We start from the raw sequence: 24301 nt of genomic DNA, 5'->3' as shown, positions 1-24301 counted from the left end.
AGGCTTAAAAATGATACTGGAGTTAGCAGATATACGCATACAAGCTGGCAAGCAAGCCGAGTTTGATGTCGCCATACAGCGCGGTCTTGATGAAGTGATACGTCATGCCCAGGGGTTTTTGGGTTTCAAGGTGCAAAAAGGGATAGAGTCGCCAGAACGATACCTGCTCATGATTTATTGGGCAACGCTGGAAAACCATACCGTTGATTTTCGTGAGTCTGCAGCATTTGCAGAATGGCGAGCGATTGTCGGCCCTTATTTTGCCAGCGCCCCTGTGGTCGAACATTTTGATCTTTTAGCCAAGTCTGAGTGATTTTTTTGCGTAGCCTGGGATAATTCCGACTTGATTACCGGGATTTCATCCCAAGCTTATCAAGTCATGATTTGCCTGTGGCGCTGAGGTCGGCGTTCATTTTTGGCAACAGCTTGCTCTCCAAAAGGTCATTATGGTTCCGCATCTCGTCACCGCTCTCAACGGCCCCCTGCTCGATCTTGAAAAAAAGATATTAGAAGCGACACCAGCGATAGAACGCTGGTTCCGCCTTGAATGGCAGGAACACACCCCGCCATTTTATTGCTCTGTCGATCTGCGCAATGCAGGTTTCAAGCTGGCACCTGTCGATACCAATTTGTTCCCCGGTGGTTTTAATAACCTGGCATCAGAAATGTTGCCACTGGCCGTGCAGGCGGCGATGGCGGCGATAGAGAAATATTGCCCGGATGCCAAAAATCTCCTGGTCATCCCTGAGAGCCATACCCGCAATGTGTTTTATCTGCAAAACATTGCCCGCATGATGCAGATTTTCCGTCAGACTGGTTTGAATGTGCGTCTGGGTTCCTTGTCGGCCGATATCACCGAACCAACGCCCATAGACTTGCCAGATGGCAGCCAGTTGATACTGGAGCCGCTGGAGCGCTCCGCCAATGGCCGCCGCCTGGGCCTGAAGAATTTTGACCCCTGCACGATCCTGCTGAACAATGATTTGTCGGCAGGCATACCGGCGATACTCGAAGAACTCAATGAACAGACCCTGCTGCCGCCACTGCATGCAGGCTGGGCCTTGCGCCGTAAGAGCAATCACTTCCATGCCTATGATGAAGTCGTCAAGAAATTCGCCAAGATGGTGGATATCGACCCGTGGATGCTGAACCCGTTTTTTATCAAATGCAAGGATGTGAATTTCCACGACCGCAGCGGTGAAGATACGCTGGTGGCCGCTGTCGATACCATACTTGCCAAGATACGCAAGAAATACAAGGAATACGGCATCAAGGAAAAACCCTTCGTCATCGTCAAGGCCGATGCGGGTACCTATGGCATGGGCATCATGACCGTGCATGATTCCAGCGAAGTGCGCGACCTGAACCGCAAACAGCGTAACAAGATGTCGGTCGTCAAGGATGGCATGGAAGTGCGCGATGTCATCGTCCAGGAAGGCGTGTATACCTTTGAGCAAATCAATGAATCCGTGGCTGAGCCTGTGGTGTATATGATAGACCGCTATGTCGTTGGCGGCTTTTACCGCGTGCATGAAGACCGGGGCGTTGATGAAAACCTCAATGCGCCCGGCATGCACTTCGTACCGCTGGCCTTTGCCCAGCAACACGCAGTACCGGACATGAAGGCAAAACCGGGCACGGCAGCACCAAATCGATTTTACATGTATGGTGTCGTAGCGCGCCTGGCTTTGCTGGCGGCGTCACTGGAGCTGGAAAAGACTGATCCAAATCCAGAGGTTTATTGATTATTAAATCACCAATCTGATTATTATCCAGCCAAGAATATTGAGCACATTCATGAAAATCGCTTTCCTGACCGACCCGCTGTCTCACTTCAAGACGTATAAGGATTCCACCTACGCCATGATGGTAGAGGCGGACAAACGTGGTTATGCCATCTATGCCTTTGGCCCGGAAGATATGGCGCTGGAAAGTGGCAAGGTCATCGCGAATATCAGCCGTATCACCCTGACCGGCGATAGCAAGGACTGGTTCCGCCTGTCTGAGCCTGAGTCACTACCCCTGAGTGCTTTTGATGCCGTCCTGCAGCGCAAAGACCCGCCATTTGATATGGAATATATCTACGCGACTTATTTGCTGGAGCTGGCAGAGCAACAGGGCGCGCGTGTATTCAATAAACCGGCAGCGATCCGCAATCATAATGAAAAGCTCAGTATTGCCCAGTTCAGCCAGTTCACTGCACCTACGCTGGTGACGCGCGATGAGCAACGTATCCGAGCTTTCCACAAAGAGCATCAGGACATCATCCTCAAACCACTCGATGGCATGGGTGGCACCGGTATCTTCCGTATCCGTGAAGATGGCATGAACCTTGGTTCTGTCATTGAGACGTTGACGGTGAATGGCAGCTCTACCATCATGGTGCAGCGCTATATTCCAGAGATTGTCCATGGTGACAAAAGGATATTGCTGATCGGTGGCAAGGTCGTGCCGTTTGCCCTCGCGCGTATTCCACAAAATGGTGAAGTCAGGGGTAACCTGGCGGCAGGCGGCCTGGGTGTGGCACAGGAATTGTCTGCCCGTGATCTTGAGATTGCGCAGACTTTGGCACCCGAACTTTATCAAAGAGGCCTGTTGCTGGTAGGATTAGATGTAATTGGTGCTAATTTGACTGAGGTTAATGTCACCAGCCCCACCTGTTTCCAGGAAATTACCCAGCAAAAAGGCTTTAATGTTGCTGGCATGTTCATTGATGCCCTTGAAACGGCAGTTGCAGCTTGAATTTGTAGTTTACATAAATGGAAGACGCTGGCCCAAACCGGTTGTCACAAGAGAGTTAAAGAACGATGGTTGGCATACTTTTAATGACGCATGCGCCCCTGGGTACGGCCTTCATGCAGGCTGCGGCCCATGTATTCCGTGGCATGCCAGAGCGCTTTGAAGCGATAGACGTGATTGCCGACCAGAATATTGATGAAGTCAACCGCCTCGCACGTGAAGCCGTGCAGCGTCTTGATGATGGTTCTGGCGTGCTGGTCATCACCGATGTCATGGGGGGACACCCTCGAATTGCTGCAGGCAATTAGGTGATCCTGACCGGGTGGCGATCATCGCCGGTATCAGCCTGCCCATGTTGTTGCGGGCGATAACTTATCGTAGTGATGTACTCGATGTCGTAGTGGAAATGGCGCTGGCTGGTGGCCAGAATGGCGCGATCAGACTGGACAATCGTGTGCGTTTGTCACCGAACTAATTGAGAGAGAAAGTAAAGCATGATTCAACAGGAAATCGAGATCATCAACAAGCTGGGTTTGCATGCGCGCGCATCGGCAAAATTTACCCAGACTGCCAGCAAATTCAAGGCGGAAGTATGGCTGACCCGCAACAGCCGCCGCGTCAATGGCAAGTCCATCATGGGTGTCATGATGCTGGCAGCGGGCAAGGGCAGTAAAGTTTTATTGGAGACTGATGGTGCAGATGAACAAGCCTGTTTTGACGCTATCCACGCGCTGATTAATGACAAGTTTGGTGAAGGCGAATAAACAGAAAACAAACAAGGATCAATGAGAATTATCAGGTATGAGCAGGCATTGTCCGCGATGAAGGATGCTGATTTTGTAAGCGGAATTTTTGCGTAAAACAACTGATAATACAATTGGCAACATATCGCAACATCTTTCTCATTGTTGTTTTGACTCTATTCGTTTACCTTGTCCTTCTTTGATTGAATCAGCAAAAACCGGCATCAGGTTTGCTGATGGTCTTAGGTTTAACGCTGCATCGGTACACTGGATCGTTACGCTGGAAATAAGACAGGGCGGCAAGATCACAAGGCCCGGAGATTAAGTATTTTGGGGGACACAGCATGGCATCTTTTACACTGCAAGGCATCCCCGTTTCACGCGGTATAGCAATCGGGCGCGCGCATTTGTTGCGTCCGGCAGCACTGGATGTACAACATTATCTGGTAGGACAGGAACAGGTCGAAGCAGAAGTGCAAAGGCTGCAATTGGCTATCGCCCAGGTACACAAGGAATTACAGGCCATCTGGTCAGACTTGCCAGTAGATGCACCCACTGAACTTGGTGCTTTCATCGACGTACATGTCCTGATTCTGTCCGACCCCATGATCTCGGAAGCGCCGCTCGATATCATCCGCACCCGCCACTACAATGCCGAATGGGCACTGGTCAGCCAGATTGATGAATTATCTGCCCAGTTCGATGAAATCGAAGATGATTACCTGCGCGAACGCAAGGCCGATATCCAGCAAGTCGCAGAGCGGGTACTCAAGGTATTGACCGGCACTGCTGGCAGCGCCATACGCTCCGATGGCATTGATGAGCGCAGTGCCAATATGATCGTCGTTGCCAGAGATATTTCACCGGCTGACATGATGCAGTTCCGCGATGTTGCTTTCACCGGTTTTGTCACGGATGAAGGCGGGCATAATTCCCATACTGCCATTGTCTCGCGCAGCCTTGGCATACCCGCCGTAGTCGGCATGGGCAATGCATCTCGCCTGATAGAACAGGATGACTGGCTCATCATCGACAGCGATGCCGGTGTCGTCATCGTTGCACCAAGTTCCCTGGTGCTGGAACAATACCGCGAACGCCAGGCAGTACTGGCCAAGGCCAGGAAAAAACTGCATAAACTCAAAAAGACGCCAGCGATTACCCAGGATGGTGTCGAGATTACCTTGCTGGCAAATATAGAACTGCCGCAGGATGCTGCCCATGCACTGGAAGCTGGTGCCAGTGGAGTAGGCCTGTTCCGTTCAGAATTCCTGTTCATGGAAAGCAGTGGCCAGCAACACAAGCTGCCAACGGAGGAAGAGCAATTCGAAGCCTACCGCACGGCAGTGCAAGCCATGAAAGGCAGGCCGGTGACGATACGCACACTTGACGTCGGGGCGGACAAGCCACTGGATACTACTGAGCACAATATCCTCAATCCTGCCCTGGGTTTGCGGGCCATACGTTATTGCCTGGCAGAGCCACAATTATTTTTGACGCAATTGCGTGCCATCTTGCGTGCCTCGGCTTTTGGCAAGGTCAAGATACTGATACCGATGATGGCGCATGGCTTTGAGATAGACCAGACCCTGGCCATGATAGAACAGGCCAAGACTGAACTGCGCAAGGAGGGCAAGGATTTTGATGCAGAGATCGCCATCGGTGCCATGATAGAAATCCCGGCGGCGGCTCTGTCGCTGCCCATGTTTGTCAAGAAACTCGATTTCCTGTCAGTCGGTACCAATGACCTGATCCAGTACACGCTGGCGATAGACAGGGCAGATCATGAGGTTGCCCACTTGTATGATGATTTGCACCCGGCTATTTTGCAACTCTTGCAAATGATTATCACAGCGGGTGAAAGGGCAGGTATCCCGGTCTCCATCTGCGGTGGCATGGCGGGCGATATCCGCCTGACACGCTTGCTGGCAGGCATGGGTTTCCGTGAATTGTCGATGCCGGCAGCATTGCTGCCAGAGATCAAGCAAGAGATCCTGAATACCCGGCTCGATGCCCTGCAGGGCCATGTCAAAAAAATCCTGCGCAGCTATGATTCGGCAACCATCAGGGAAACCCTGGCGGCTATGGGCGCACAATTGCCGACTTTGCATTAAAGACTTGCATAGAAATTGTCATGGCACTGGCACCGGGGTTTGACCCAGGTGCCAGATTTGGTTTATCCTTCACCTATTGCGCCGATTTGAAAATCAGCTTGCGGGCGCGGTTCGGAAAACATCCCGAATGATAAATACGGCTAAAGCGAGCTTGAATGCAGCTTTCCCCTTCCCACATTCAGCCCACCTTTTAGCCTTCCTGAGTTTTTTGATAACGGGTTAAGTCCCGATGGAAGAGTGTATGTCATCCTCACCTGGATCAGTTGGAATCGTCACGCCACAAGCGTTTCAGTTCGACGAAGCTTTGGCCCTGCAAAATGGCACCTCGATTGCAGGCTATACCCTGATGGTGGAAACCTATGGTCAGCTCAATGCTGACAAATCCAATGCAGTCCTGATCTGCCATGCCCTGAATGCTTCGCATCATGTGGCTGGCGTGTATGCAGACCAGCCCAAGAATGTAGGCTGGTGGGACAATATGGTCGGACCCGGCAAACCAGTCGATACCAACAAGTTTTTTGTCATCGGCGTCAATAACCTGGGTTCCTGCTTTGGTTCTACCGGCCCCATGCATACCAATCCTGCGACAGGCAAACCGTATGGTGCAGATTTCCCGGTGGTGACCGTCGAAGACTGGGTCAATGCGCAGGCAAGGCTGGCAGAGCGCATGGGTATCGCGCAATTCGCTGCCGTCATGGGTGGTTCACTCGGTGGCATGCAGGCCCTGGCCTGGAGTATTCTGTACCCGGACCGCCTGCGTCATTGCGTAGTTGTGGCTTCTACTCCAAAACTCTCAGCCCAGAATATTGCCTTCAATGATGTGGCGCGCCAGGCAATTCTGACCGACCCGGATTTCCATGGCGGTGATTTCTATGCCCACAATGTTGTGCCACGCCGTGGTCTGCGGGTGGCGCGCATGATAGGTCATATCACCTATCTGTCCGATGACGATATGGCCGAGAAATTTGGTCGCGACCTCAAAGGCGGCGACTACCAGTTTGGCTATGGCGTGGACTTTGAAATTGAATCTTACCTGCGCTATCAGGGCGACAAATTCTCGGATTATTTCGATGCGAATACCTATCTGCTGATCACCAAGGCGCTCGATTATTTTGATCCCGCCCGTCATACCGGCGGCGATCTCGCCAAGGCACTGGCGCAGACCAGGGCCAAGTTCCTGCTCGCTTCGTTTACCACTGACTGGCGGTTTTCACCTGAGCGCAGCCGCGAAATCGTCAAGGCCCTGGTCAGCAACAAGCGCACCGTCAGTTATGCAGAAATCGATGCACCGCATGGGCATGACGCCTTCCTGCTCGACGACCCGCGTTACCTGAACCTGATTGCTGCGTATTACCAGCGTATAGATGCAGAATTGCGAGCTGAATTACAAGCTGAACCAAAAACCGACCTGTTGGGAGTAGCAGCATGAATTTTTCAGAATTGAATGTCCTGCGACCTGACCTGGCTTTCATCGCTCACTGGATCAAACCGCAGGCGCAAGTGCTCGACGTCGGTTGCGGCGATGGCGTCATGCTCGATTATCTGCAAAGCGACAAGCGATGCAATGGCTATGGCATAGAAATCGCTGATGACAAGGTGCTTGCCTGCGCGACGCGCGGTGTGAATGTCATACAGCAGGATATGGAAAATGGCCTGGGCATGTTTGAAGACAATACCTTTGATACCGTCATGTGCCTGTCTTCACTGCAGATGATGAAACATGTAGAGCCACTGTTGCGTGACATCGCCAGGGTAGGGCGCGAGGCCATTGTCTCTTTCCCCAATTTTGGTTACTGGCCACACCGTACCGCCTTATTGCGCGGCAAGATGCCGGTATCAAAATCCCTGCCGTATGAATGGTATGACACACCCAATGTGCGCTGCGCAACCATACTCGATTTTTCTGACCTGGCAGCAGAAGTTGGCCTGGAGGTGATGGAATGTGTCGCTCTGCATGAGGGACGGCCCGTGACCTGGCTGCCCAATTTGCGTGGCAGCCTGGCGGTTTTCCGTTTGCGGAAAAAATAGGCTGCCTTTCCATCAGCTGTTCTTAAACATCACACGTGAACCTTCATATTGCTTATAGTTGGTAGCAAACTTGCCTGTCGTTGCCGGGTGAGCTTTTTACCCAGGGCGATGGAGGGTTCTTCCAGCCAGCGGTAGGTGCAGTACGAAAAGGCAATCGTCAACAAGGCAGACATCACAAAGAACAGGTTAGGGTGCGATTGCCAGTCAGTCGGCAAGTTTCTCCAGACGTAGGTATATAAAGGATAAAAGATCACGGGATGGTACAAGTACATGGAATAACTGATTTTTCCTAAAAAACTACCCAGCTTTCCCTGTACCTTGAATACCGTTGTCGTCAAAATGAAAATAGTGATCGCAATCAGTTGCGCAGCCGGGGATCTTAATTGAGCGGTATCCAGAGTCCAGAAATGCAGGATGTCCCGGCCAGTAAAGATTAAAAATGTCCATACGAGGACAAACAAGGCTTTCTTTCCAGACGCGTTGTTCTTGTTCAGTAACCAGTCGCGGTATAAAAGCCCGAAGAACATATAGCCTATGTAGCGCAGGTAAAACAGGACATTGGCGGAATAGGCCGATACATTCATCACGCGATGGAACAATTTAGGTAGCAGCAAGACTGCCAGCATCAAGAGCACTATACTTTTTAAAGACGTCATTTTTCTGCGCGAAAACAGATAGATGCAGAAAAAATAAAACAAGAGTTCCAGTGCCAGGGTCCAGTAAGAGCCGATGATGTTGTCAATACCGACAAAAGCCTGGAACATGGTCAGGTTCGCGATGAACATGAGCCAGTCTATGTTATTGCCGCCCTGGTTGACACCAAAACGCCACCATACAAACACCAGACCAAGGACAACTGATAGCCAGTAGACCGGATACAGCCGGAAGAAGCGGTGTATCACAAACGTTTTTATCGGTTCTACAGGATAAGTGGACAAGCTGAAAGGCACGACAAAGCCGCTTACCATGAGAAAAATGCAGACACCTATCTCACCTATGCCTATCTGTTTGGAAAAGAAATGAGCGATGGCGACTTCTACGGCATTCAGGCTGATATCTGGCTGAGCCATCGTCCCGAAATCTATCGTATGCTGGTAAATCACGAGCAGGGCTGCAAAACCGCGCAGGAAATCAATATATTGATAGCGCCCGCTTGAGCGCTTGATGGGAGGGGTGTTCATAAAGTTTCTTATATTATTTGCAATATACTTCCTGTGCCCTGAAAGCAACCTAGAGGGCGAACAGATAAGAAATAGACATATATGAAACTATTATGTTCCGGAAATATTTATTTTTTTGTCATAAAAATGTAATCAGGCTATTTGCGTGAGTGATCTGGAGAGGCCCGGCAATGCCTCTTGAGCTTCTGGGGGCAAGATGAGCAGATGCTACGAGGTGATCAGTATTTAATTTTTAAAGCGGCAGGGTCTTTAAAAAAAGCCAGATGGCTCCCATTTGCGCTTATCATTCTGCGTATCTTCTTGCCCTGTATTCGCCATGAAACTGAACCACGCTGCACTCATATTTTCCAGCCTGTTTGCCTTGGGCGCTGCCGCTCATGCGCAAAATAGCGGGCAGCAGGATGGCGTCAAGGTCGGTGAAATGTCGGTCTTGCGTAAACTGGCTCCGACCGGTGCGTTGGAAAGCCAGGCTGCGGCGCAGTATGCACAGACCATGCAGGTGGCAGAGCAAAAGCGTGCTTTGGGGCCGGCCAACCATCCCCAGGTTATCCGTCTGCGGGCAATTGCCGATAAATTGATACCGCATGCGCTGAAATGGAATGAAAGGGCGAAGCAATGGAAATGGGAAGTCAATCTGATAGGCTCCAAACAGGTTAATGCGTACTGCATGCCAGGCGGCAAGATTGCTTTTTACTCCGGCATCCTCGATACCCTGAAACTGACTGATGATGAAGTCGCGATAGTCATGGGTCATGAAATTGCCCATGCCTTGCGCGAACATGGCGCTGAACGTGCAGGCAAGGCAACCGTTGCGAATGTGGGTATCAAACTGGCTGAACTGTGGGCTGGTGCCAAGGGTTACGACCCCAATATCGCGGGTGGCGTAGCTGGTGGTGTGGCCAAGTTCAGCATGCTGGCATTTTCGCGTGGTGACGAGACTGAAGCCGACATCGTCGGCCTCGATATTGCTGCCAGGGCCGGTTATGACCCACGTGCCGGTGTCGCACTCTGGCAAAAAATGGGTATGGTCAGCAAGGGCGCGCCGCCACAATGGCTATCTACCCACCCCGCCGGTACTACCCGTATTGCAGAAATCCGCAACCACTTCCCTGAAGTCATGCCCTTGTATGCGCGCGCCAAAGGTGTCAGTATCAGTGCCTTGCCGCCTTATCAAACCAATGTCAAAGGCATTGCTCCCGTTGTATATTCGGGGAATTAAGTGCTTTTCAAATAAAAAATAGTGTCAAAAAAGTAATTTGTCGCGCAATTGTGACAAAATCTTGCCCCTAAGACCACTTTGTCATCATCCTTTCATAATTGGATGGGACACTCTGCAAGTTCAAAATTTTATGTGATAGACTATTTTCACATATCAAAATATCTGATCGACAGACATTTGCCCCGGCAAATTGCTCAAGTTTAAAGATGTCACTAGGAGATAGACGCACTGTAAAAAGGTCCGTCTGTTTTTTGTTTAGAAATAGCAATCGTTTGCGCAGTTGAAAATTTTCAGTTTTCAAAAAAAGCAATCGTTTGCGCGGCATGGATAGCCGGAAGTATTTCTAATGTGACATGTCATCGCAGGTGTTTGTTGTGGAATTACAACCAGTTACAAAAAAAAGCCAAAAAATTTGGCGAAAAAACGAGCGGTGAAGGGGATGTCATCAGGCAGTTGCGGTGGCTTGAGATGATAAACGGGGTTTTGCACTAATTTTTATTTCCATTTGTAAAATGATTCGGGAGCTTCAATGAAACAATCAAACAAATCGTCCGCATTTCCATCGCGTTTGTCGATGGTTGCAGTCGCATGCCAACTGGTATGCCTGAGCATGTCCTCTGCCTATGCGCAGCAGACAGAATCCAATGAGCAGCCTGATGCAAACCGCGTCACCATCACCGGCAAAAAAGTCGGTATGGGCTTGATGGTACAAGAGAATGCGCCAAAAGCACGTAGTACTATTACTGCGGAAGAACTGGCCAAACAGCGTCCTACAGGCAATGCCTATGAAGCGCTGGAACTGATGCCAGCAGTTAACAGCTACAACTACGATGCAACCGGTTTGTTTGGTGGTGGTCTGACATTGCGTGGCTTTAACAGTGACCAGATCGGTGCGACCATCAATGGCGTACCAGTCAATGACTCTGGTAGCTTCTCTGTGTTCCCGCAAGAATTCGTGGATCAGGAAAATACCTGCACACAGTTTGTGACTCAAGGTTCGACTGACGTTGATTCCCCACAGATTGGTGCAACTGGTGGTAACTTCGGTATTACAACTTGCGATCCAACCAAGGAAAAACGTTTCCGCGTCATGCAGACTCTGGGTGGCCTGAAGCTGTCCAAGACTTTCCTGCGTTACGACACTGGCTTGTGGGCTGATGGCCGTTCCCGTTTCTTCATCTCCGCTTCTCATGCGCAAGCTGACAAATGGAAAGGCGAAGGCGGCGCAGACCGTAACCACGTAGATGCTGGTTACCGCATCGACTTCGACAAGTTCAATTCCATTAATGCGGTATTGTTGTATAACCGCGCCATCAACCAGAACATCAGCACATTCAATCTGGCTGATCTGGCAAAAAATGGTTACTACTATGATTATGCAACCAAGTTCGTTGGTCACGTCACACCGACCAAGGGCAAGGCTGACAATGATCCTAGCGTAGCGAACGCTGACACTTTTTACCAATTGACAAAAAATCCATTTGAAAACGCGATTTTCTCTGTCACTGGCAAATTCCGTATCAATGAAAATACTGATGTCAAAGTTGTGCCTTACTACTGGTATGGTTACGGTACAGGCGGCGTACAACAACGTCTGCAAACTGAATCCGCATTCTTGAATCCAACGACAGGCAAAACAACTGCCGCTGTTGATCTGAACGGTGACGGCGATACGCTGGATAAAGTGATTGTTGCCAACAGTAGTGTGACACGTACCAACCGTCCTGGTGTAACTGCTTCTGTCGTTCACACTATCGACAACCACCAAATCCTAGCTGGTGTCTGGTATGAGCGCGCAACGCATGAACAGTTCGGCCCTATGGTTGCAGTTGATGCTAACGGCAATGCTGCTGACATCTGGTTGAAAGAAGGCCGTATTTCCCGTCCGGACGGCACGCCTTTCCAAAGCCGTGACTGGAGGACTATCAGTACTGCTTACCAGTTCTCTTTGCAAGATACGATCAGTCTGTTGAATGACAAACTGTCGATCAATCTGGGTTTGCGTGTACCAACCATGAAGCGTGACTTCACAAACTTTGCAAATGAGGGCTCGAATTCCGGTACTACCTACAAGATAGAGCGCACCTATACCAAGGCATTGCCACAATTGGGTGCCCGCTACCAGATCGATAACAATAATCAGATCTTCGCCAGCCTGGCACGCAACATGAAAGTACCTCCGAATTTTGTTTACTCTGCGACGAACAACGTCAAAGTGAATGCAGACGGTTCCCTGATATTTGCAGAAGTACCACCAGAAACATCTTACAACTTCGATTTGGGCTATCGTCTGCAAAGCGACAAGCTGACAGCGCAGGCAACCGTCTACACTGTCAACTTTACTGATCGTCAGGCGACTGCCTATGACCCGATCACAGCGTTGAGCTCTGTCGTCAACGTTGGTAAAGTAAAAACCAAGGGCTTCGAAGTTGAACTGGGTAATACACCAGTCAATGGCTGGTCTTTCTATGGTTCCGTAGGTTACGCGAAGAGCGAAATCCAGGACGATCTGCAAGTAGCCAAAGGCGTTTATATTCCAACAGCTGGCAAGGCGATGACTTTGACGCCTGAATGGAAAGCCGGTCTGAGCGCGCAGTATGAAACAGCAGTCTGGTACACACGTCTGAAAATGAAATACACAGGCGGTCAGTTTGCCACCATGACGAATGATGAATTCGTACCTGGTTACACACTGCTGGGCTTTGATGCAGGTTATCAGTTCCCGAATACCAGCTGGTTCAAAAAACCAACTATCCGTCTGAGCATCAGCAACCTGACCAACGAAAAATATCGTAACCCATCCAGCTTCAACATCACCAATGCAGTTGCCTATCCAGGCGCCGCTGCAAAAGGTGTGTTCTACTACCTGGGTGCACCACGCTTTAGTTCGGTCACTTTCCAGGCAGATTTCTAATCTGGAGGGATGAGGTGGTGAAGCAAAATCTCACCACACAGACTTGATACAGGCCTGCAACAAGAACACTTGTTGCAGGCCTTGTTTTTTAATTCAAGAACACTTCTTATGCAAAAGTTGAAATTAATCAGCATAGCCATCGCTGCCGCAATGCTGGCCTCCTGTGCCAGCACTGACAAAATGCTTACGGCGAACCAGGCAGCAACGACGGATATCACGATCTTCAGTATCAATGATTTCCATGGCAATTTGCAGGCTGACCAGCCTGTGCCCTATGTCGCCACTAAAACTGACCCGGCACGCCCCGCCGAAAAAATCTCGGTGCCTGCAGGCGGTTATGCCTATCTGACTACCAAGCTCAAAGAACGCCGCCAGGCCGTTGGCAGCAGTATCTTTGTTGGTGCCGGTGACCTGATCGGTGCTTCACCCATGGGTTCCGCGCTGATGAAAGATGAGCCCGTCATCGAAGCCCTGAACCGTCTGGATTTGTCAGTGACAGCCGTTGGCAACCATGAATTTGATAATGGCACCGCTGACCTGATGCGCAAAATCAAAGGTGAATGCCCGGCTACAGGTTGTGCTTATGCTGACTTCAAGGGGGCCCGCTTTTCCTACCTCGGAGCCAATATCCATGAACTTGGTAATAACAAGCCATGGCTGACGCCGTATGTGATACGCCAGGTTGGTGACTTCAAGGTTGGCTTTATCGGTGCGGTAACAGCGGATGTACCCAACCTGGTAGCTGGCGATGCGGTGAAGCATTTGAGTTTTGAAGATGAAGCAACGGCGATTAACCGTTATGTGCCAGAACTGCAAAAGCAGGGCGTCGCTGCCATCGTGGTGCTGATACATGAAGGCGCAACTTACAAGGGGTCAGAGAATGATCCCAGCTATCGCTGTGAAGGCTTGCAAGGCCCGATCATCGAGATCAGTAAAAAACTCGACAAGGCCATCAGCCTGGTGGTCTCAGGCCATTCACATCAGGGTTATACCTGCAAGATCGATGGCAAGCTGGTGGTACAAGGGCGCAGCTATGGCTCCTTCCTGACAGAATCAACCCTGACGATAGACAGCAAGACCAATCAGGTCATCAATGCGGTCGCTGTCAATCACCTGATTGACCAGCAAGTCTTGCAGGCTGACCCCGTCGCAAAGCAACTGGTCGATCAGGTGGCGACCCAAACTGCGCGCCTGCGTCAGCGTCCCATTGTCAATCTGAGTGCACCCTTGTCACGCAATAGCGAGGCTGGATTTTTTGACAGCAGCCTGGGCAATATCATTGCTGATTCCCAGCTTCATCATGGGCAACATGCGGGTGGTGCCGATGCCGCTTTCATGAATGCCGGTGGCATACGCAGTGATCTGCCTTCTGGCAAGGCGACCGGTCCGGTGGCGGTGTCGTATGGTGACTTATATGCGGTACAGCCATTTGGCAATAACCTGGTACGCATAAAGCTGACAGGCGCACAAATCCTGACGCTACTACAGCAGCAATGGTCGGGCCGGGAAGTCAATGATCCAAAAAAACTGTTTGTATCGCACACCTTGAGTTACAGCTACGACCCGCGTGCCGGGATCAGTGAGCGCGTCAAAGATGTCAGGATCAAGGGCAAACCGCTGGACCTGAACCAGCAATACAGCGTGGTGGTCAACAGCTTCATGGCCGATGGTGGTGATGGTTTTGCCGTTCTCAAGCAAGCCAAAGACAAAGAGCTGATAGGCCGCGACCTCGAAGCTTTTGAGTCTTATGTGCGGGAGCAGGGCAGCAAATTGAATGAGGTCAAGCGTGACCGCGTCAAGCGTTTGCCTGGTTAAGCTATCGATATTCCAGAAGTAAAAAATGCCCGTCAAGTGAATTGACGGGCATTTCTCATGATGGGCTCAGCGCTTATTTGTATTCTATGATCAGCGGCGCGTGATCAGAGAAACGTGCTTCCTTGTAAATTGACGCCTTGTGCGCCTTTTTACCTATACCACTGGTGGCGACATGGTAATCAATGCGCCAACCCACATTGTTTGCCCAGGCCTGGCCGCGGTTACTCCACCAGGTATAAGCTTCAGCCGTTGTCTCTGGATGCAGGTGACGGTAAACGTCGAGCCAGCCCTGCTCTTCAAACAGCCGCGTCATCCAGGCACGTTCCTCAGGCAAGAAGCCGGAATTTTTTTGATTGCTCTTCCAGTTTTTTAAATCGATCTCTTTGTGGGCGATGTTCCAGTCACCACAGATGACGATTTCCCTGCCTTCGGCAATCAGTTGCTCCAGGTGAGGGTAAAATAATTCCATGAAACGGAACTTGGCTTCCTGCCGTTCAGGCGAGGATGAGCCGGAGGGGCAATACAGGGATATCACCGACAGCTTGCCAAAATCACAGCGCACATAGCGGCCTTCAGCATCGAACTCCGGGCTACCAAAACCGATGACGACGGCATCTGGTTCTTTTTTGCTATACACGCCAACGCCGGAATAGCCTTTTTTCTCGGCATAGTGAAAATGACCATGGTATTGGTGCGGATTCAGAAAGTCTGGCGTCATGTCCGCTTCCTGGGCCTTGAGCTCCTGCACGCAGACGACGTCAGGGTTTTCTTTTTGCATCCACTCAAAAAAGCCTTTTTTGGCGGCGGAGCGTATGCCATTCAGGTTGGCAGAGATGATTTTAGTCATGCTGGTCAGTAGTGACTTAAAGTGGGATAGAAAGCATACCAGATAGTGCGGCAGTCCGTGTATTTGGAGGGGGAAAGCCTGCAGATAGTTTATACTTGCCTACTTTTCCCACAGCGTAGCCCGGCTTTTGCCCCATCATGACCGAAGATCAATTACGTGCTGAACTCAATGCGGTCTATGCCAGTACCTCCTGGAAACTGACCGCCCCCCTGCGCTATACAGTGCAACTGTTAAAGAGTGGCGGTCTGCCCAAATTGCTGCGGGATATCAGGGCTTTGCTCAAGAAGCTCATGCCAGTCAAGGCCGTAAAGGCAAGGGCATCAGAGGCCATGCCAGACCGGCTTAATGAAGAAGGCAAACGTATCCTGAATGAGCTGCAAAGCCGCAGGAAGCATAGCCGCAACCGACAAAAGTAAACGACTATCCCAACATGCGTATCGTTATTGATTTACAAGCTTGTCAATCCACTGGTAGCCGCCATCGTGGCATAGGCCGCTATTCACTGGCGCTGGCCAAGGCCATGGTACGCAATGCAGGTGACCACGAGATATGGCTGATGCTCAGCAGCCTGTTTCCTGAAACCATACTACCGCTGCGTGAGGCTTTCTCAGGGATGGTGCCGCAAGAACGTATCGTCATCTGGGGCGCACCCGGCCCGGTGGCCGAACTGGTGCCGCAAAATTACTGGCGCAGCCGTGCTGCAGAAATACTCAGGGAGCAGGCATTAGCAGCCTTGCGTCCTGATTTTGTTCACGTCACCAGCCTGTTTGAAGGCTCGGGCGACGATGCGGTATCCAGTGTTGCGATATCGGGTGAGCACATACCGACAGCAGTGACATTGTATGACCTGATCCCCCTGATGTACGACAAGCAGTACCTCAATGATCCCGCGCAGAGAGCATGGTATTACCGCAAGCTGGCCAGTCTCAAACGGGCTGATTTACTGCTGGCGATCTCTGATTCGTCGCGCCAGGAAGGCATGGATTTGTTGCAGTTGTCACCTGAGCGCGTGGTCAGCATTTCGTCTGCCGTGGATGAGCATTTCCAGTTGCGCAGTTGCAGTGATGAAGCCATGCAGGCCTTGCGCGCGCGCTATGGCATTACCCGCGATATGGTGATGTATACCGGCGGTATCGATATACGCAAGAATATCGATGGCCTGATCCAGGCTTATGCTGGTTTGCCTGTGGCAGTGCGCCAGCAACACCAGTTGGCGATCGTCTGCAGCGTCCAAAAAGCAGACCGTGAGCGTATAGCAGCGCTGATCACACAACTAGGACTGGCAGAGGATGAAATCATATTGACCGGTTTTGTACCGGATGAAGATTTGCCGCTGCTATACCAGGATTGCAAATTGTTTGTCTTCCCTTCCTGGCATGAAGGTTTTGGTTTGCCCGCACTGGAGGCCATGTGCTGCGGTGCGCCTGTCATTGCAGCCAATACCAGCAGCCTGCCTGAAGTGCTGGAATGCCCCGAAGCCTTGTTTGACCCCAGAGACATCAAGGCCATTACGGCGAAAATCTTGCAGGTACTGGAGCAGCCAGAATTCGCTGCCCGCTTGCGCGAACATGGTTTGCAGCAATCGAAGAAATTCTCGTGGGATGCCTCAGCCAACAAGGCCTTGCGCGCGATTGAGGCCAGCCATGCGCATCTTCAGCAAATAGCGGCAGCCAAAGTCCATGTTTGCCTGCCAGTGATCAAACCCAGGCTGGCTTATGTCTCGCCTTTACCGCAGGTGGCGTCAGGCATTGCGAGTTACAGCGCAGACCTGCTGCCTGAGCTCGCCGATTATTACGACATCACACTGATTACCCAACAAAGTGAAGTCAATGCACCTTGGCTGACAGCCAACTTTGCCATACACGACAGCGAGTGGTTCACAGCCAATGCGGCCAGCTTTGACCGTGTGCTCTATCATTTTGGTAATTCTCCTGCGCATGCCTATATGTACCCATTGTTTGCCAGCTATCCTGGCACTGTGGTCTTGCATGATTACTTTCTGAGTGACGCTCTCGCCAATCTGGAGATGAGTTCACTTATGCCTGGCTTGTGGGCACAACATCTGTATCTATCCCACGGCTATGCGGCCTTGCTGGAAAGACGCGATGCGGCGGATTACAAAGCGGTAATGGCTAAATACCCTTGTAGCAGTAGCATACTGGAGCGTGCCGAGGGCGTGATTGTCCATTCTGCCTATGCCCGGGAACTGGCGCGTACCTGGCTGACAGGCTGGCCTGCCTGCCAATGGCAGCAAGTGCCTTTGCTGCGCCGCATTCCAGCCGCATCTGACAGGCAGCTCGCCCGCAAAAAACTTGGGCTGGACGAGCAGGATTTTGTCTTGTGCAGTTTTGGCATGCTGGGACCGACCAAACTCAATCATGTCTTGCTGGATGCCTGGCTGGAATCCGCTCTCAGCAAGGACGCACATTGTCATCTGATTTTTGTAGGCAAAAATGATCCGGGTGAATATGGCGCGCAACTGCAAGCGCGCATCGGCAATGGCGAGCGAGTGCGTATCACCGGCTTTACCACCGCAGAAGAATTTGCCTTGTATCTGCAGGCCGCCGACGGTGCCGTGCAGTTGCGCACGCTGTCAAGGGGCGAAACTTCTGCCGCTGTCCTTGAGTGCATGGCCTACGGCCTGCCCGTAATCCTGAATCGCAACGGTGCCATGGCAGAGTTGCCAGCAGATGCCGTGCTGGGTATGCCTGACCAGTTTACGCAGGCAGAACTCTTGCAGGCCATCGGCAAATTGCATGAGGACAGCAAGAGTAGCCAACTGACAGGCCAGGCCGCCAGGCAGTTTGTGCAGGCACATCATGCACCTGCATTGATTGCACGCAGTTATGCGGAAGCGATAGAAGAATTTGCGCAGACCGAAACGGCTGCCCGCATGCACCGCAGTCTGTCGGCCATTGCCGACATCCCGGCAGTGTCGCCGCAACATCCACATTTGCAGGCAGAGGTCGCCATTGATGATTTGCGCGAGCTGGCGCGTCACCTCGGCAATAGCACACCGCGTCCCGGTAAACGCATGGTCATGCTGGATGTTGGCGCATGGAGCCAGTCGCAACAGGCGCTGCCTGCAGCCTGGAAAGCGGCTCTGGAAAGCATGATACTCGCCCGCCAGGACTTGCGCTTTGAACCTGTCTGTTATGCAGGCCCGGACTTCCGCTATGCCAGAAGCTGGACATTTGAGCAACTCTCCCTGTCCGGACCAGCACCCGCTGATGATTTCGTCACAGTGCGGGCCGGAGATTTGTATCTGGATTTATCCGGATGTAAAGATTTGCAAATGCAGACCATGCAATTACAGCAACTTGGCGTCATTTGTCACGCTATTGCTGCTCAAATGCAGGCAAATATGGTGGATTTGTCAGCGTCTCCAGCCCTGTTGGCAGAATTTTTAGCGGTTTTGCCACTTGAAACAGACTAAATTCAAATATGCACGCATGTTATGCTCTAGGTTTGGCACAAAACTGCAGTAAACGGCATAAATTATAGGGATTGGGGTTATTTTGAGTACTTTGAGACAAGATTTTATACAGTTTTCAGTCGAGGCTGGAGTGATACGCTTTGGCGAATTTGTCACCAAAGCCGGGCGTACCTCACCCTATTTTTTTAATGCAGGTTTATTCAATGATGGTGCCAATCTTGGCCGCATCGCTGATTTTTATGCCCGCACGCTGCTCGATTCAGGCCTGGAATTTGACATGCTGTTTGGCCCTGCCTACAAGGGTATTACCCTCGCTTCGGCTACTGCAGTGGCACTGGCACGCATGGGCAGGAACGTGCCTTTTGCCTATAACCGCAAAGAAGCCAAGGACCACGGCGAAGGTGGCAATATCGTTGGCGCCAAACTGGCAGGCAAGGTTGTGATTATTGATGACGTTATTTCTGCCGGTACTTCAGTACGTGAATCGGTTGATTTGATTCGTCATGCTGGCGCTACCCCGAGTGCAGTGCTGATCGCGCTGGACCGCATGGAGCGTTCTGGCAAGGATGATGCCCTGTCTGTGCATTCGGCAGCGCAGGAAGTCGGCAAGGCGTATGACATGCCTGTGGTTTCCATCGCCAGCCTGAATGATTTGTTTGATTATCTGTCAGTTGCTGGTGGTGACGCGCAGTTGTCGCAATATAAAGAGGCAGTCGCTGCTTACCGCAAACGCTATGGCGCTTTGGCTGATTGAGTAAATGATATTAAAAAAATAACTGGTAATTAAGACTGTTACCGTGGTTTGCCTGCCCTTGCGTAGTATCACTTACATGCGCTTGCATTAAATTTCCGCAGTGCGGCGAACAGTCATTGTATACTGTGCAACTGTGGATAAATTGTGATCACGGTCACAGATGGATTCAAAGTAGCGGTCCATTATCTGGTTAGCAAAAAGAATTTTGAACGAAGAATTTTGAATGTTCGCTGCGGCGAAGAGGTTTTCTTGAATGAGTAAAAAAGCGTTAATCACTGGTATTACTGGTCAGGACGGAGCCTATCTGGCTCAGTTGCTGTTGGAAAAAGGCTATACCGTCTATGGCACTTATCGCCGTACCAGTTCAGTCAATTTTTGGCGCATAGAAGAGCTGGGTATTGCAACTCACCCTGCCTTGCATCTGGTTGAGTATGATCTTACCGATTTGTCGGCCAGCATACGTCTGTTGCAAACGACGGGTGTGACTGAAGTGTATAACCTGGCAGCGCAAAGTTTTGTGGGCGTGTCGTTTGAACAGCCACTGACCACGACAGAAATTACCGGCATCGGCGCGCTGAACTTGCTTGAAGCCATACGCATCGTCAATACCGAAATCCGTTTCTATCAGGCTTCAACTTCAGAAATGTTTGGCAAGGTGCAAGCCGTGCCACAAATCGAATCGACCCCGTTTTATCCGCGCAGCCCTTACGGTGTAGCCAAGCTGTATGCGCACTGGATGACGATCAATTACCGCGAGTCTTATGGTATTTTTGGCTGCAGCGGCATCTTGTTCAATCATGAATCTCCACTGCGTGGCCGCGAATTTGTGACGCGCAAGATTACTGATTCTGTCGCCAAGATCAAACTGGGCAAACTCGATGTGCTGGAACTCGGCAATATGGATGCCAAGCGCGACTGGGGTTTTGCCAAGGAATATGTAGAAGGCATGTGGCGCATGCTGCAAGCTGACAAGCCAGACACTTTTGTGCTGGCGACCAACCGTACTGAAACTGTGCGTGATTTTGTCACCATGGCTTTCAAGGCTGCAGACATACAGTTGCAATGGTCAGGCGAAGGCGAGCACGAAACAGCCAGTTGCGCAAAAACCGGCAAATTGCTGGTACGCGTCAATCCCAAATTCTATCGTCCTGCTGAAGTTGAATTGCTCATCGGTGACCCTGCCAAGGCCAAAAAAGTGTTGGGCTGGGAACCCAAGACCACACTGGAAGAGTTGTGCCAGATGATGGTAGAAGCAGATTTGCGCCGTAACCAGAACGGCGCGTCGTTCTGATGTCTGCGATGCCACGCGCCCTGATCACAGGCATCAAGGGATTCACAGGTCGTTATCTGGCGCAAGAATTAAAAGAGGCGGGTTACCGGGTTTTTGGTACTACCCACGGAGCAGAAGCACCCGGGCAGGATAATTTTGCCGTCGATCTGAGTGACAAGCAGCGTCTGGCCGAACTGGTGGCAGAAATACAGCCCGATGTGGTTGCCCATCTTGCCGCCATTTCTTTTGTTGCCCATGGCGATGCTGCTGAAATTTATCGCGTCAATGTGGTCGGTACCCGTAATTTGCTGGAAGCACTGGCAAGCCTGGATAAAAAGCCGCGGGCCGTGCTGGTCGCAAGCAGCGCCAATATCTATGGCAATACTCGCACAGAAGTCATCGCTGAGAGTGAACCTGCTCAGCCTGCCAATGATTATGGCGTCAGCAAACTGGCAATGGAGCATGTGGCACGTCTGTGGATGGACAAGCTGCCCATCATCGTGACACGCCCCTTCAATTACACCGGTGTTGGCCAGACAGAAAATTTCCTGCTGCCTAAAATCATCAACCATTATCGCCGCAAGGCTACCGATATAGAACTTGGCAACCTCGATGTTGCCAGGGATTTTTCTGACGTACGCACAGTTGCCACAGCCTATGCCCGTTTGCTGGAGCAGGCACCGGCAGGCCAGACTTTCAATATCTGTTCTGGCACTGCATACACCTTGCGCTCGGTATTGCAAATGGCCAGTGAACTTGCTGGCTATGAAATCAAGGTGCATGTGAACCCTGCCTTTGTGCGTGCCAATGAAGTGCATAAACTCATGGGTAATGGGCAGCGTTTGCAAGCTTGCATAGGCGAGTTGCCTGCTATCTCCTTGCGCGATACACTGGCCTGGATGCTGCAACACGAGGACGCAACATGAACGTCGTCCTGTCTATCGAGGCCATACATCCACCGCTGGCTGGTATAGGCAGATACGCATGGGAACTTGCCACACGCCTGCCCATGCAGGCAGAGATAGAGTCAGTGCGCTATTTGTCAGATGGTTTCTGGCGCGACTTGCCGCTTGTGGACCAGCCTGCCAGCGCAGACGCAGCGGGAGCTGTACCTGCGGCATCAGCCAAAGCCAGTTACAAAAGTCGTCTGCGCCGTCAACTGGGGCAACTGCCCATGGTAGCGCGGTTGTATGGCAAATTACTGCCCCTGCTTGCTGGCCGCCAGTTGAACGGCGTGCAGGACGGTCTTTTCCATGGGCCGAATTATTTTGTACCCAAAACCCGTTTACCCAGCGTAGTGACAGTGCATGACCTGTCGATTTACCGTTATCCGCAGTGGCATCCCAAGGCCAGGATAGACCGCATGCGGAAAGCTATTCCAGAAGCGATAAACCGCGCCAACCTGGTGTTAACCGACTCCCTGGCAACGCGCGATGAAGTGATGCAGGAATTCAGCCTGGGCCCTGAGCAGGTGCGCGCTGTCTTGCTGGGGGTCGATGAAGTGTTTCATCCCTATACCCCGGAAGAGACTGCACCGGTCTTGCATGAATTTGGTTTGCAGCCAGATGGCTATAGTTTCTTTGTCTCTACCATAGAACCGCGCAAGAACCTGACACATTTGCTGGCAGCCTATCGTGCTTTGCCAGACGCCATGCGCCAGCGCTGGCCGCTGGTGCTGGTCGGTGGTGAGGGCTGGCAGAGTGAAGCCATTCATGACGACATAGAAAAAGGCCAGCGTGAAGGCTGGATCAAATACCTGGGTTTTGTCGATCAGCAATTGCTGCCGGTTTTATATGCCGGTTGCCGCTTGTTCACCTATCCATCCTGGTATGAAGGTTTTGGTTTACCTATCGCTGAAGCGATGGCCAGTGGAGTACCTGTACTGACTTCGAATTGTTCTTCCATGCCGGAAGTCGCCGCTGGTGCCGCCATGCTGGTAGACCCGGCGGATGTGAATTCCATCCGTGATGGTTTGCGCCAGGCGCTGGAAGACGAAGAATGGCGCAGCGTGGCCAAAGCACGTGGCTTGCAACGTGCTGCCGAACTGACCTGGGATGCCTGCGTACGCAATACAGTCGCAGCCTATCAGACGGTCAAGGCCAGTTAAGGACAGCGCGCCATGAAAGTCCTGCACTTCTACCGCACCTATTACCCCGACACCTTTGGTGGCGTTGAGCAAGTCATACGCCAGATGGCGGTGGGTACGGCACGTCTGGGTGTGGAAAATGAAGTGCTGACCTTGACACGCGATGCAGACCGCCCGCTGATAGAATTTGAAGGGCACAAGGTACACCGCGCCCATTTGAATTTCGAGATCGCTTCTACCGGTTTTTCCTGGTCGGCCTTATCGCGCTTTGTTGAACTGGCCAAGCAGGCGGATGTGATTCACTATCACTTCCCCTGGCCCTTCATGGATATCGCCCATTTCCTGGGGCGCATCAAGAAGCCCAGCGTCGTCACTTATCACTCGGATATCGTCAGGCAAAAATATTTGCTGAAGCTGTATTCGCCGCTCAAGCATCAATTCTTGCGCGATGTAAACCGCATCGTGGCGACGTCGCCCAATTACTTGGCGACCAGCCCGACGCTGGAACTGTATAAAGACAAGACCGAGGTGATCACCTATGGTCTGGATAACAGCATTTACCCAGTTCCTTCAGCAGAATTGCTGGCGAAATGGCGTGCCATCGTCGGAGAAAACTTTTTCCTGTTTGTCGGCATGCTGCGTTACTACAAGGGCCTGCATATCTTGCTGGAAGCGGCGGCGGGAACGGATATCCCCATCGTCATCGTTGGTGATGGCCCGGAAGAAATCGAACTCAAGCGCCAGGCAGAAAGCCTGCAACTGAAGAACGTGCATTTCCTTGGTGCCTTGCCAGAGCCTGACAAGGTCGCCTTGCTGACCCTGTGTTATGCACTGGCCTTTCCTTCGCATCTGCGCTCTGAGGCTTTTGGCATTTCATTGCTGGAAGGCGCGATGTATGGCAAGCCCATGATATCAAGTGAAATTGGCACAGGCACGACGTATATCAACGTCGCGGGCCAGACTGGCATGGTAGTACCACCGAGTGATCCGGCAGCTTTCAGGCAGGCCATGGAGTATCTGCTGGCACATCCACAAGAGGCGGCGCAAATGGGTATCAATGCGCGCCAGCGTTACCTGGATTTATTCACCGCCGATAAAATGGCGAGCAATTATGCCCGCCTTTACCAGCAAGTCATAGACGAGCATAAGCGCAAGTAA

Annotated in this window: 19 protein-coding genes and 1 pseudogene; 18 read left to right on the top strand and 2 right to left on the bottom strand. The window is 51.5% G+C overall.

What is annotated here, in order from left to right; genetic code table 11:
• The first annotated feature begins 10 nt into the window (after positions 1–10).
• The 8 genes and pseudogenes from UNDYM_RS26470 (at position 11) to metW (ending at position 7621) form a co-directional block, all read left to right on the top strand.
• Positions 11–313 carry an antibiotic biosynthesis monooxygenase gene (locus UNDYM_RS26470; protein ID WP_162043819.1) on the top strand — a complete coding sequence of 101 codons (303 nt, stop codon included), beginning with the start codon at positions 11–13 and terminating at the stop codon, positions 311–313.
• Positions 314–446: 133 nt separating this feature from the next.
• The gene (gshA, locus tag UNDYM_RS26465) at positions 447–1745 is read left to right on the top strand and encodes a glutamate--cysteine ligase (protein ID WP_162043818.1); all 1299 of its coding nucleotides are present in this window, start codon (positions 447–449) and stop codon (positions 1743–1745) included.
• 52 nt (positions 1746–1797) lie between these two features.
• Positions 1798–2742, top strand: a complete 945-nt coding sequence (gene gshB / locus UNDYM_RS26460; protein ID WP_162043817.1) for a glutathione synthase — start codon at positions 1798–1800, stop codon at positions 2740–2742.
• Between the two features lie 65 nt (positions 2743–2807).
• A pseudogene (locus UNDYM_RS26455) lies at positions 2808–3214 on the top strand (PTS sugar transporter subunit IIA).
• Between the two features lie 19 nt (positions 3215–3233).
• The gene (locus UNDYM_RS26450) at positions 3234–3503 is read left to right on the top strand and encodes an HPr family phosphocarrier protein (RefSeq protein ID WP_162043816.1); all 270 of its coding nucleotides are present in this window, start codon (positions 3234–3236) and stop codon (positions 3501–3503) included.
• Positions 3504–3826: 323 nt separating this feature from the next.
• Positions 3827–5593, top strand: a complete 1767-nt coding sequence (gene ptsP, locus UNDYM_RS26445) for a phosphoenolpyruvate--protein phosphotransferase (protein WP_162043815.1) — start codon at positions 3827–3829, stop codon at positions 5591–5593.
• A 241-nt stretch (positions 5594–5834) separates the two neighbouring features.
• Positions 5835–7022 carry a homoserine O-acetyltransferase gene (locus tag UNDYM_RS26440; protein ID WP_232063603.1) on the top strand — a complete coding sequence of 396 codons (1188 nt, stop codon included), beginning with the start codon at positions 5835–5837 and terminating at the stop codon, positions 7020–7022.
• The gene (gene metW, locus UNDYM_RS26435) at positions 7019–7621 is read left to right on the top strand and encodes a methionine biosynthesis protein MetW (protein WP_162043813.1); all 603 of its coding nucleotides are present in this window, start codon (positions 7019–7021) and stop codon (positions 7619–7621) included. The genes UNDYM_RS26440 and metW overlap by 4 nt, the downstream gene beginning before the upstream one ends.
• Before the next feature lie 29 nt (positions 7622–7650).
• On the opposite strand, the gene UNDYM_RS26430 is transcribed toward metW, so the two are convergent.
• A complete protein-coding gene (locus UNDYM_RS26430) occupies positions 7651–8802 on the bottom strand; it encodes an acyltransferase (protein WP_162043812.1) in 1152 nt (383 codons plus the stop codon).
• A 316-nt stretch (positions 8803–9118) separates the two neighbouring features.
• Between UNDYM_RS26430 and UNDYM_RS26425 the strand changes: the two genes are divergently transcribed.
• From UNDYM_RS26425 to UNDYM_RS26415, 3 genes are all read left to right on the top strand, one after another.
• Entirely contained in the window at positions 9119–10021 is a 903-nt protein-coding gene (locus UNDYM_RS26425) for a M48 family metallopeptidase (protein ID WP_162043811.1), read from the top strand.
• 529 nt (positions 10022–10550) lie between these two features.
• The gene (locus UNDYM_RS26420) at positions 10551–12935 is read left to right on the top strand and encodes a TonB-dependent receptor (RefSeq protein WP_162043810.1); all 2385 of its coding nucleotides are present in this window, start codon (positions 10551–10553) and stop codon (positions 12933–12935) included.
• Positions 12936–13043: 108 nt separating this feature from the next.
• On the top strand, positions 13044–14750 hold the full coding sequence (locus UNDYM_RS26415) for a bifunctional UDP-sugar hydrolase/5'-nucleotidase (RefSeq protein ID WP_162043809.1): 1707 nt from the start codon (positions 13044–13046) through the stop codon (positions 14748–14750).
• Positions 14751–14823: 73 nt separating this feature from the next.
• Here UNDYM_RS26415 and UNDYM_RS26410 read toward each other — a convergent pair whose 3' ends face one another.
• The gene (locus tag UNDYM_RS26410; RefSeq protein ID WP_162043808.1) at positions 14824–15597 is read right to left on the bottom strand and encodes an exodeoxyribonuclease III; all 774 of its coding nucleotides are present in this window, start codon (positions 15595–15597) and stop codon (positions 14824–14826) included.
• Positions 15598–15734: 137 nt separating this feature from the next.
• Here UNDYM_RS26410 and UNDYM_RS26405 point away from each other — a divergent pair, with 137 nt between their 5' ends.
• The 7 genes from UNDYM_RS26405 (at position 15735) to UNDYM_RS26375 (ending at position 24301) form a co-directional block, all read left to right on the top strand.
• Complete coding sequence (locus UNDYM_RS26405; protein ID WP_162043807.1) at positions 15735–16013, top strand: hypothetical protein; 279 nt, start codon at positions 15735–15737, stop codon at positions 16011–16013.
• A 14-nt stretch (positions 16014–16027) separates the two neighbouring features.
• On the top strand, positions 16028–19033 hold the full coding sequence (locus UNDYM_RS26400; protein ID WP_162043806.1) for a glycosyltransferase: 3006 nt from the start codon (positions 16028–16030) through the stop codon (positions 19031–19033).
• A gap of 82 nt (positions 19034–19115) precedes the next feature.
• The gene (gene pyrE / locus UNDYM_RS26395; protein ID WP_162043805.1) at positions 19116–19787 is read left to right on the top strand and encodes an orotate phosphoribosyltransferase; all 672 of its coding nucleotides are present in this window, start codon (positions 19116–19118) and stop codon (positions 19785–19787) included.
• A gap of 253 nt (positions 19788–20040) precedes the next feature.
• Positions 20041–21078: a GDP-mannose 4,6-dehydratase gene (gmd, locus tag UNDYM_RS26390; protein ID WP_162043804.1), complete on the top strand. Its 1038-nt coding sequence runs from the start codon at positions 20041–20043 to the stop codon at positions 21076–21078.
• An 8-nt stretch (positions 21079–21086) separates the two neighbouring features.
• Positions 21087–21983, top strand: a complete 897-nt coding sequence (locus UNDYM_RS26385; protein WP_197741948.1) for a GDP-mannose 4,6-dehydratase — start codon at positions 21087–21089, stop codon at positions 21981–21983.
• Positions 21980–23164 (top strand): glycosyltransferase family 1 protein, encoded by a 1185-nt coding sequence (locus tag UNDYM_RS26380; protein WP_162043802.1) that lies wholly within the window; start codon positions 21980–21982, stop codon positions 23162–23164. Before UNDYM_RS26385 ends, UNDYM_RS26380 begins: the two co-directional genes overlap by 4 nt.
• Positions 23165–23176: 12 nt before the next feature.
• Positions 23177–24301, top strand: a complete 1125-nt coding sequence (locus UNDYM_RS26375) for a glycosyltransferase family 4 protein (protein WP_162043801.1) — start codon at positions 23177–23179, stop codon at positions 24299–24301.

Source organism: Undibacterium sp. YM2, from assembly GCF_009937975.1.
GTDB lineage: Bacteria > Pseudomonadota > Gammaproteobacteria > Burkholderiales > Burkholderiaceae_D > Undibacterium.
The sequence above is the reverse complement of the archived record's forward strand: the minus strand, read 5'-3'. Positions and strand labels throughout refer to the sequence as shown.